This window comes from Elstera litoralis, from assembly GCF_000963705.1.
Taxonomy (GTDB): domain Bacteria; phylum Pseudomonadota; class Alphaproteobacteria; order Elsterales; family Elsteraceae; genus Elstera; species Elstera litoralis.
Genome location: NZ_LAJY01000203.1, coordinates 1 through 9,370, shown reverse-complemented (window position 1 = coordinate 9,370; position 9,370 = coordinate 1). Strand labels below are relative to the sequence as shown.

11 protein-coding genes and 2 pseudogenes are annotated in these 9,370 nt (G+C 60.9%); 4 read left to right on the top strand and 9 right to left on the bottom strand.

Annotation, left to right across the window (positions count from 1 at the left end):
• The 5 genes and pseudogenes from VZ95_RS08930 to VZ95_RS29230 form a co-directional block, all read right to left on the bottom strand.
• The coding region (locus tag VZ95_RS08930) for a TRAP transporter substrate-binding protein (protein WP_045775542.1) at positions 1–798 on the bottom strand (798 nt) is incomplete at its 3' end.
• A gap of 130 nt (positions 799–928) precedes the next feature.
• Positions 929–1,198 (bottom strand): beta/alpha barrel domain-containing protein, encoded by a 270-nt coding sequence (locus VZ95_RS28135; protein ID WP_269747090.1) that lies wholly within the window; start codon positions 1,196–1,198, stop codon positions 929–931.
• Between the two features lie 137 nt (positions 1,199–1,335).
• Positions 1,336–1,839, bottom strand: a pseudogene (locus VZ95_RS28130) (dihydrodipicolinate synthase family protein); the annotation flags it as partial.
• Positions 1,840–2,019: 180 nt separating this feature from the next.
• Entirely contained in the window at positions 2,020–2,619 is a 600-nt protein-coding gene (locus VZ95_RS25375) for a FadR/GntR family transcriptional regulator (RefSeq protein ID WP_232302565.1), read from the bottom strand.
• A gap of 40 nt (positions 2,620–2,659) precedes the next feature.
• Positions 2,660–2,749, bottom strand: a pseudogene (locus tag VZ95_RS29230) (hypothetical protein); the annotation flags it as partial.
• Positions 2,750–2,950: 201 nt separating this feature from the next.
• Between VZ95_RS29230 and VZ95_RS08915 the strand changes: the two are divergent.
• Together VZ95_RS08915 and VZ95_RS08910 are read left to right on the top strand one after the other, a co-directional pair.
• Positions 2,951–3,856 carry an SMP-30/gluconolactonase/LRE family protein gene (locus tag VZ95_RS08915; protein WP_045775541.1) on the top strand — a complete coding sequence of 302 codons (906 nt, stop codon included), beginning with the start codon at positions 2,951–2,953 and terminating at the stop codon, positions 3,854–3,856.
• Between the two features lie 11 nt (positions 3,857–3,867).
• Positions 3,868–4,668 (top strand): NAD-dependent epimerase/dehydratase family protein, encoded by an 801-nt coding sequence (locus VZ95_RS08910; RefSeq protein ID WP_045775540.1) that lies wholly within the window; start codon positions 3,868–3,870, stop codon positions 4,666–4,668.
• Here VZ95_RS08910 and VZ95_RS08905 read toward each other — a convergent pair.
• From VZ95_RS08905 to VZ95_RS26870, 3 genes are read right to left on the bottom strand one after another with little or no spacing between them, the layout of a single operon-like run.
• Positions 4,665–5,432: an isocitrate lyase/PEP mutase family protein gene (locus tag VZ95_RS08905; protein ID WP_045775539.1), complete on the bottom strand. Its 768-nt coding sequence runs from the start codon at positions 5,430–5,432 to the stop codon at positions 4,665–4,667. The two genes, VZ95_RS08910 and VZ95_RS08905, sit on opposite strands and share 4 nt — an antisense overlap.
• Positions 5,407–5,796 (bottom strand): methylated-DNA--[protein]-cysteine S-methyltransferase, encoded by a 390-nt coding sequence (locus VZ95_RS26875; RefSeq protein ID WP_052711624.1) that lies wholly within the window; start codon positions 5,794–5,796, stop codon positions 5,407–5,409. Before VZ95_RS26875 ends, VZ95_RS08905 begins: the two co-directional genes overlap by 26 nt.
• Positions 5,790–6,041 carry a hypothetical protein gene (locus VZ95_RS26870; protein ID WP_052711623.1) on the bottom strand — a complete coding sequence of 84 codons (252 nt, stop codon included), beginning with the start codon at positions 6,039–6,041 and terminating at the stop codon, positions 5,790–5,792. Before VZ95_RS26870 ends, VZ95_RS26875 begins: the two co-directional genes overlap by 7 nt.
• A gap of 238 nt (positions 6,042–6,279) precedes the next feature.
• Between VZ95_RS26870 and VZ95_RS08895 the strand changes: the two genes are divergently transcribed.
• On the top strand, positions 6,280–7,731 hold the full coding sequence (locus VZ95_RS08895) for an aldehyde dehydrogenase family protein (RefSeq protein ID WP_198148181.1): 1,452 nt from the start codon (positions 6,280–6,282) through the stop codon (positions 7,729–7,731).
• 8 nt (positions 7,732–7,739) lie between these two features.
• Here VZ95_RS08895 and VZ95_RS08890 read toward each other — a convergent pair whose 3' ends face one another.
• Positions 7,740–8,741: a LysR family transcriptional regulator gene (locus VZ95_RS08890; RefSeq protein WP_045775538.1), complete on the bottom strand. Its 1,002-nt coding sequence runs from the start codon at positions 8,739–8,741 to the stop codon at positions 7,740–7,742.
• A 266-nt stretch (positions 8,742–9,007) separates the two neighbouring features.
• On the opposite strand from VZ95_RS08890, the gene VZ95_RS08885 reads away from it, so the two are divergent.
• The coding region (locus tag VZ95_RS08885; protein ID WP_045775537.1) for a substrate-binding domain-containing protein at positions 9,008–9,370 on the top strand (363 nt) is incomplete at its 3' end.

The following is a 9,370-nucleotide window of genomic DNA, read 5'->3' as shown; positions in this document are numbered from 1 at the left end:
CTTGCGCATATGAGGAACCGATTGTTTAGCTGTTTCACGGATGATCTTGCGTTCATCCGCCGAAAGCCCATCCCAAATCTTCTTCGAGAAAACCAGAAGTTCCGGGGCCATCGAATGTTCAGTGAGGCTATAGAACTTGGCGACTTCGAAGTGGCGCGACGTATCATACGACGGCCAGTTGTTTTCGGCCGCATCGACGACGCCGGTTTTCAGCGCGGTATAGACTTCGGCATAGGGCAGCGGCGTGGCGTTTGCGCCCAGGGCTTGCATCAGCGATACCCACATATCGGACTGTTGCACGCGGACCTTGAGGCCCTTCATATCGGCAACGGTCTTGATCGGCTTGCTCGGCGTGTAAATCGAGCGCGAGCCGCTATCGTAGAAAGCGAGGCCAACGAAGCCCTGCGGCTCCAGCGCCGCCAGAATTTCTTCGCCGATCGGCCCGTCGAGCACCCGGCGCATATGGTCCTTTGATTTGAACAGGAAGGGCAGCGACGGAACCAGCGTTTCCGGCGCAATGGCCGTGAAAACGGCGGTATTCACGCGCACCATATCGAGCGCGCCGATTTTGGTTTGCTCAACCGTGTCTTTTTCCGAGCCAAGGGCGCTTTGCGGGAAGACTTTAATGTCATATTTGCCAGCCGTGCGCTCCGAAATCAGCTTCCCCATGTAAATCACGGCCTGAACGGTCGGATATTCTTTGGGATGCACATCCGACGAGCGGAAATCACGCGCCATCGTGGGCAACGACAAGGCCAAAGCGACGGCAGCCGTCGCAAGCAACGCAGAATACTTCATGTTTCTCTCCCATATGGTCCGGCTGCGATGGCTTTGTGCCCTTTGTCTCGGCAGACCGGCGTTGTTGACTGAACCCTAAACCCCCCTCCATAATCTGTCAAACAAGATGACAAGATTATAGCGACTGAGACTATTGCGGCCCCAGCCGGTCGATCAGCACCTTCAATTCGGCGCTTTCGGCTTCCGTCAGATCGATCAGCGGCGTGCGCACCGGCCCGGCTGTTTTACCGACGATCGTGGCCCCGGCCTTGACGATGCTCACGGCATAGCCCGCCTTGCGATTGCGGATCTTCGCGTAAGGCAGGAAGAATTCATCGAGAATCCGCCCGGTCGTTGCCGTATCGCGCGCCGCGACGGCTTTGTAAAATTCAACCGCCGTGCGCGGGATGAAGTTGAACACCGCCGAGGAATAAACCGGCACGCCAATAGCATTATAGGCTTCGGCAAACAGTTCCGCCGTCGGCAGACGCCGAGGTAGGCCACCCGATCACCCAACTTGCGGCGGATGCTCGCCATCAGTTCGAGGTCGCCCAACCCATCCTTGAAGCCGATGAAATTCGGGCATTCGTCGGCAATCCGCGCCAGCGCGTCCGGCCCCAGGCGGCAGACGTTGCGGTTGTAGACGATCACGCCAATCTTGACCGCCTTACAAATGGCGACGACATGCTGACGCACGCCTTCCTGATCGGCTTCGGTCAGATAGTGCGGCAGTACCAGCAGCCCCGCCGCGCCGGCTTTTTCGGCCTGCTGCGCCAATTCAATCGCAAGGCGCGTGCCGTAGCCGGTGCCGGCGATAATCGGCACGTCGGTCTTGCAGGTTTCGGCGGCGACGCGAATAATCTCGCCATGTTCCGCCGGGGTAATCGAGAAAAACTCGCCAGTGCCGCCCGCCGCGAACAGGGCCGACGCGCCATAGGGCATCAGCCAATTCAAGCGGTCGCGGTAGGTATCGGCTTTGAAATTGCCGCTCGCATCGAAATCGGTCAGCGGAAACGACAGCAAACCGCTGTCGAGCACGTTCTTAAGAGCCAGGGGATCCATGCGTCCTCCAAAGATAAGTCCCCCGCCTCTACAGCGGCAGGGGTTCCACCCTCCGCCGCCGCGCTTTCGGGGACGAATAGGGTGACAGGACTATGACATCTCCTATGTCATCATACAAGTTGGAGATTTAAAAAAATCATCTTTCCCTTAAAACCGATCGAAGCTTGCGCCAATCGGCGTTTAGGTGGGAAGATTGGTGACTTCCCGCAAGCTGAGGCGCAACCGCTCCCGGCTTCCGGCCAAATGCACGCGCATCGCCGCGCGCGCCGAATCGCTGTCCTGGCGCTCGATGGCTTGGAAAATCGCCTCATGCTCGCCGTTCACGCGCTCAAGATAGGCGGTGCGCGACTGGTCTTGCAGGCGGAAGGTTTGCAGGCGCGTGCGCGGAATGAGTAATGCCCCGAGATAATTGAAAAAATTGACGAAATGGCGGTTTTCGGTCGCCTCAGCAATGGCGCGGTGGAAATCCAAATCGGCTTCCACGGCATCTTCGCCCACGGCAATGGCGCGCTGCATCCGCTCAAGCGAGGCCCGCAGCGCCGTCAAATGGCTTTCCTGCCGCCGCTGGGCCGCGAGCGCCGCCGCCTCGGCTTCAAACCCGATGCGCAATTCGAGCACCGACAGAACCTCTTTCACCACATCGAGATGCGCTTCTTCGATGCGGAACGGCTGGACGATATCGCTTTGCAGAACAAACGCGCCGACACCTTGATGGGTCGAGACCAGCCCGTTCGCCCTCAGCGTCGCAATCGCCTCGCGCACCACCCGTGCGGCTGACACCAAACTCCTCAATCATTTCAATCTCACTCGGCAGTTTATCGCCGCGCGGATAGGTGCCTTTGGCGATCCGTTCGCCCAAGGTTTGCACCAATTTTGCCGTTAAGGTTTCCCGTCGCCGAAGTTCGGCCATTCTCACGCTCACTTATTATAATAAGTTGGGCCTTGTCGCTCTGCCCTCCGATGAGTATAGAAAGGAAGGTACCGGGCCGACAAGGCACCTATCCCCTCGCGCGCAGTTTTTTACCGTATTGCGGCGCATCTGTTTGACAACTATAACAAGCTAACGCAGGGCTCGACCCTAAAAGCGCTTGGTTTTATGAGGAAACGTCGCATGTCCGCTTCAATCACCTGTCTGGTGGATGCCCGCGCCACGGTGGGCGAAAGCCCCGTTTGGGATGCCGCCACCGATAGCCTCTATTGGGTCGATATCATCGCCGGCAAACTGTCGCGCATCACTTTGGGCGCGGATCTGACCGGGCGCGCTGTGCAAAGCTGGACGCTGCCCGCCGCCATCGGTTCGCTCGGCCTGTGCCCGGATGGCCGGTTGCTCGTCGCCCTGCCCTATGGCGTGCATTATTTCGATCCCGCCACCGAAACGCTGACCCTACTGGTCGATCCCGAACCCGGCATGGACACCAATCGCCTCAACGACGGCAAAATGGGGCCGGATGGCGCTTTCTGGGTCGGCTCGATGGACGACCGCCCCACCGGCAAGCAGCCCATCGCCGCGCTGTACCGCGTCACCCCGGACGGCAAGGCCGACAAGAAGATCGATCAAGTAACCGTCTCCAACGGTCTCGCCTGGAGCGCCGACGGCAAAAGCCTGTTCCATTCGGATTCGCGCGGGATTTGGCTGGATCGTTGGGATTTCGATGCCGCCACCGGCGCGATTTCCAACCGCACCCGCATTGCCACGCCCGACGAAGCCATTGGCCGCCCCGATGGTGGGGCCTGCGATGCCGAAGGTTTCTATTGGTCTTGCGGCGTCTCGGCGGGCTGCCTTAACCGCTATGACCACAGCGGCGCGATTGTGGAAAAAATTCCCCTGCCCGTCCCCGCGCCGACCATGCCCTGCTTCGGCGGGCGCGATTTGAAGACCCTGTTCTTCACCAGCCTGCGCGCCGGGCTCTCGCCCGAAAAGCTCGAAGCCGCGCCGCTGTCGGGCGGGCTGTTCATGATGTCCATGCCGGTCGCCGGCGCCCCGATTGCCCGTTTCGGCGAACCCTTGCGCTTCTAGAGGATTTCAGTATGACGAAACCCATTCTGCTCACCGGCGCCGCCGGCGGTCTCGGTAGCTGGCTGCGCCCGCAATTGCTGGCGCGCTACGGCAGCCTGATTAGCAGCGACGTTGCCCCAATCACCGATCTTCTGCCGGGCGAAACCTTCGTGCAATGCGATCTCGCCGATGGCGTTGCTGTCGAACGGATGGTCGCGCAGTCCAGCGCCATTCTGCATTTCGGCGGCCAGTCGATCGAAGCGCCGTTCCATCGCGTGATGTCCGCTAATATTCTCGGCACCTATAATGTGTTCGAGGCGGCCAAGCTGAACGGCATCAAGCGCATCGTCTTCGCCTCCTCGAACCATGTCATCGGCTTCCACGAAACCAGCACAAAACTCGACGCCGAGTCGGTGATGAAGCCCGATGGGTTCTACGGCGTCTCGAAAGCCTTCGGCGAGAATCTCGCCAGTCTCTATGTCGATAAGCACGGGCTCGAAATCGCCTGCCTGCGCATCGGCACCTCCATTCCCGAACCGAAGGATGCGCGCCATCTGTCGACTTGGCTTGCCTATGAAGACCTCCTCAGTCTGCTTGAAGCTTGCCTGTCCGCGCCGAAGCTCGGCTTCGAGATTATCTACGGGGCTTCGGCGAACGACCGCACGTGGTGGGACAATAGCAAAACCAAGTATGTCACCTGGACGCCGAAGGATAATTCCGAACGCTTCGCGGCCACGCTGCTGCCGAATGGCGACCAGCGCGACCAGAGCGATATTGCCGTGCGCTTCCAGGGCGGGCCGTTCTGTTCGCAGAACTACGACCGGAAGGACTAAGCTTGATTGGCGTGCGCGCGCTCGGTGAGGAAGGCCATTGCCTGACGGTAGGGGTTCGCCCCGTGGCTGATGCGCGCCACGCCGAGCGCGGCCAAAACAGCGCGCGGCGGCGTGTGGTCGGTCGCCATGATATTGACCAGCAAGGGCGAGGCTTTGGTGAAGGCTTCGATCAACCCCGCATCGGCAAGGCCGGGGACGAAAATGCCATCGGCCCCCGCGTCGGCATAGATCCGCGCGCGCGCCAAAGCTTCCGCCACTTGATCCGGCCCGTGCAGGTCGGCGGGCGTTACGAAGAAAACATCGGTGCGGGCGTTGAGGAAAACGGGCACGCCCGCTTCCTCGGCGGCGCGGCGGGCAGCGGCGTAGCGCGCGGCTTGCTCGGTCGGGTCGCGCAGAATAGCAGTGCCCGGCAGACTATCTTCGAGATTGAAACCAATCGCCCCGGCGGCCAGCGCCTGAGCCACGGTTTCGTGAACCTCACCAGCGGTTTTGCCGTAACCGCTTTCGAGATCGACGGTCAGCGGCAAGGGAACCGCCGCCGTAATGCTGCGAACCAGCGCCAGAACCGCATCGAGCGGCAAGGCCTCGCCGTCGGAAAACCCTTGGGCGGCAGCAACGCCCCAACTGCCGGTCGCGAGCGCCGGAACGCCTGCCGCCGCGACCGCCTTGGCGCTGCCCACATCCCAAATATTGGTCAAGACCAGCGGATCGCCGGGCTGGTGCAGGGCACGGAAGGTTTCAGCGTATGCCGGGAAGGAAGCCATCAGTCTGTGTCTCCAAGTCGGGGGGTGGGGTGAAATGCCGTTCGTGATTGAGCAACCAACGCTTGCGCCACAGCTTGCCACCATAGCCGATCAGTTTACCATCGGCCCCAATAACACGGTGACAGGGAATCAGAATGCTAATCGGGTTCGCCCCATTGGCCTGCGCCACGGCGCGAATCGCGCTCAGTTTACCCATACGCAGCGACAACCCCTTGTAGGATTCGGTCGTCCCCGCCGGAATCTGCCGCAACTCGGCCCAGACCGAATGATAGAAGGGGCTCCCCAGCGGATGCAGGGGCAGGTCAAAAACAGCGCTGCGCCCGGCGAAATACTCGGCCAGTTGGGCGGCGAGCGCGGTCAGCACTGGGTGGGGGCGAAACCGATATTGCCGATCTCCCGCCGCAGCCGGGTGAGTTCGCGCGACAGAATCGCCCGGTCGAGAAACTCCAGCAGATGCAATCCATCGGCCCCGGCAATCGTCAGCATCGGGCCGAGCGGCGTTTCCAGCCACTGCGCGGCCAAAACCGGCGGGGCCGAATCGGCTTCGATCAGGCGCGTAACCTCGGCGCGCACCTCGGCACTGGCTTCGGGCGACAGTTGGTCGGCCATCGCTTAACTCCCTTTTTGTTCTTGTTTATCCCCAATCATGTTCCCAGCGCAACGGGTTTTTTACCCATCCGCACGGGTGCTATGCCGCATGGGGACTTGCCTTCGGGGTTGCGGTTTTGCAGCATGCGCGCGATTTGGCTGCGCCTAGCTCACCCCATGGGCGACGTTCGATTTGGCTTTCCGGTCCCCGGCGCTCGCCTGGGGCCTAAACTAATCTTGTGCAGCGAGGAATCACGCTATGTCGATGATCGATAATCAATATCCGAATTATATCAATGGCGAATGGGTGCTGGGGGCCAGCGCGCAGAATAATATCAACCCGTCCGATCTGTCGGATGTGGTCGGCCGCTATGCCCAAGCCGACGCCGCCCAGGCGGAAGCCGCCATCACGGCCGCCCATGACGCTTTTCCGGCCTGGTCGACCAGCACCGTTCAGCGCCGCTTCGATATTCTCGATAGCGTCGGCAGTGCCATTTTGGCCCAGAAGGACGCGCTCGGTCGCCTGCTGTCGCGCGAAGAAGGCAAGCCGCTCGCCGAAGGCATCGGCGAAGCGATGCGCGCCGGCTATATCTTCAAATTCTTTGCGGGCGAAGCCTTGCGCATCGAAGGCCAGCACGTCGGTTCGGTGCGTCCGGGCGTTGATATCGATGTCACGCGCGAGCCACTCGGCGTTATCGGCCTCATCGCGCCGTGGAACTTCCCCATCGCCATTCCGGCCTGGAAAATCGCTCCGGCGCTGGCGTTCGGCAACTGCGTGGTGATGAAGCCCGCCGATCTTGTGCCCGGCTGTTCGTGGGAAATCGCGCGGCTGCTACACGAAGCGGGGCTGCCTAAGGGCGTGTTCAACCTTATCATGGGGCGCGGTTCCGTTGTCGGTGAGGCCATCGTGTCGTCGCCGAAAATCAGCGCCATCAGCTTCACCGGCTCGGTTTCGACCGGGCGCAGCATTGGCGCGAAGGCCTTTGCCACGGGCAAGAAAGTACAGCTCGAAATGGGCGGCAAGAACCCGCTCGTTGTGCTCGATGACGCCAATCTGACTGTTGCGGTCGATGCCGCGCTGAACGGCTCCTTCTTCTCCACCGGCCAGCGCTGCACCGCCTCGTCGCGCCTGATCGTCACCGATGGGATCCACGATAAGTTCGTTGCGGCGCTGTCAGAAAAGCTACAAGCCCTCAAGATCGATAACGCCTTGAAAGCGGGCACGGAAATGGGTCCGGTCGCCTCGGAATCGCAGCTTGAACAGGATCTGAACTACATCAACATCGCCCGCGAAGAAGGCGGCAAGCTGGTGTGCGGCGGCGAGCGGCTGAACCGGGAAACCGAAGGCTATTACCTGTCTCCGGCGCTCTTCACCGAAACGGCCCAGACTATGCGCATCAACCGCGAAGAAGTCTTCGGCCCGGTCGCCTCGGTGGTCCGCGTCAAGGATTACGAAACGGCGTTGCTGGCGGCGAATGATACCGAGTTCGGCCTGTCGTCGGGCATCTGCACCAGCTCGTTGAAGTATGCGACGCACTTCAAGCGCCATGCCCAAGCCGGGATGGTGATGATTAACCTGCCGACGGCGGGCGTCGATTATCACGTGCCGTTCGGCGGTCGCAAAGGCTCCAGCTACGGCCCGCGCGAGCAAGGCCGGTACGCGGCGGAATTCTACACCACTGTGAAGACGACCTACCAAGCCGCGCCTTAATCCAGCGCTCACGGCGGCGCGCTGGCACTGCGCGCCGCCTCTTCCTCGACCAGTTGGTAAAGCACCTCGGCGGCGGGCGACAGGCCCCGGTCGCGCACTGTAATCAGACTATAGGGTTCCACCCAAATATCGACCGGCAGCGGTAGAATATCGATGCGCCCGCCGAGCTTGTCGGGGCGGTTTACGAAGCGCGCCATATCGTAAGCAATCGGCGTGATCGCGTCGGTTTCGGCCACCAGCACCATTGAGAGCAGCAGCGAGGTTGTGTTCAGCACCCGCGACGGCAGCGGCACGTTATGGGCCATGAAGACGCGCTCCACCGTGCGACGCAGCAGGGTTCCGCTCGGCTGCATCACCCAGTCGAACTGCGTGAGATCCTCCAGCCGCACCACGCCTTGCCCGATCAACGGGTGATCGCGCCGGACCACGAGGCAGGCGCGCTCCGACGACAGCATTTTGGTGCGGAACAGGCGCGGGTCGAGATCGTCCGGTACGCGCGCAATGATGAAATCCTGCCGCGAGGCCAAAAGTTCGCGCACCAGCACGGTGCTGGTATCCACTTGAATATTAATATCCATTTTCGGGTACAGCGCCCGCGCCCGCGCAATCGCCGGCACCGCAAGTTCAATGGCCGGAGCCGTCACCGCGCCGAGAAAGACCGAGCCGCCGCGCCCAGCGCGCAAATCCGCCACCTCCCGTTCAGCCTCGCGCAATTCCAGCAACACCGAGCGCGCCCGCCGCGCCAGCACTTTGCCGATGGGGGTGAGGATCACGCCGCGCGGCAACCGCTCGCACAGGGGTGCTTGGAGAATGCTCTCAATCTCCGCAATCATGCGCGAGGCCGCCGGTTGTGTTATGTTCAGGAGAGACGCCGCTGCACTGACTTTCTCCTGCTCGTCCAGGGCGACAATCAGGCGCAAATGCCCGAGTTTCAGCCCGGCGCGCAGCAAGGAGGCGGTGCCTTCGGCAATCAGGTCGGCGGGGTCTTCGCTCCAGGGGGTTTCGGTCACGGTGGGTTCTCTCGTGGGGGGCTTTTCGATATACCAGATACGATATGTTAACTGCGCTAATACGTATTTGACAATTATATCAAAAAAATTCGACCGTCTGCCGTAACGGGGAATTGGTCTGAGGATTGCGGAAACGCCGTAAGACGCGGCCCGAAACTCCGGCATCGACCGGCAGTGGGGTGACTGCCGGGAGTGCAAACTGAGTAGCCTTCGGGTTTTTGAGTTCAAATAAAAACTCGATTAATCAATATGTTCGGGAGAGAAACATGGCAGCGTTCAAAAACCTAGTCGCCGCAGTCGCGGTCGGCGTGATGGCCTTTGCCGCTTCGGCAAGCGCCCAAGATAAGGGCCTGATCGGCATTTCCATGCCGACCAAATCGTCGGCCCGCTGGATTTCCGACGGGGCCAGCATGGTCAAAACCTTCCAAGAGCGCGGCTATAAGACCGATCTTCAGTATGCTGAAGACGATATTCCCAATCAGCTCGCGCAGATTGAGAATATGATTACCAAGAAGGTGAAGGTTCTGGTGATCGCCGCCATCGACGGCACGACCCTAACCTCGGCCCTGAAGCAAGCTGCCGATAGCGGCATTAAGGTCATTGCCTATGACCGCCTGATTCGCGGCTCG

Bases quoted from the DNA above. Each gene is read 5' to 3' on its own strand.
- VZ95_RS08915 (WP_045775541.1), top strand. From the start codon at position 2,951: ATGTCCGCTTCAATCACCTGTCTGGTGGATGCCCGCGCCACGGTGGGC.
- VZ95_RS08910 (WP_045775540.1), top strand. From the start codon at position 3,868: ATGACGAAACCCATTCTGCTCACCGGCGCCGCCGGCGGTCTCGGTAGC.
- VZ95_RS08905 (WP_045775539.1), bottom strand. From the start codon at position 5,432: ATGGCTTCCTTCCCGGCATACGCTGAAACCTTCCGTGCCCTGCACCAG.
- VZ95_RS26870 (WP_052711623.1), bottom strand. From the start codon at position 6,041: ATGGCCGACCAACTGTCGCCCGAAGCCAGTGCCGAGGTGCGCGCCGAG.
- VZ95_RS08895 (WP_198148181.1), top strand. From the start codon at position 6,280: ATGTCGATGATCGATAATCAATATCCGAATTATATCAATGGCGAATGG.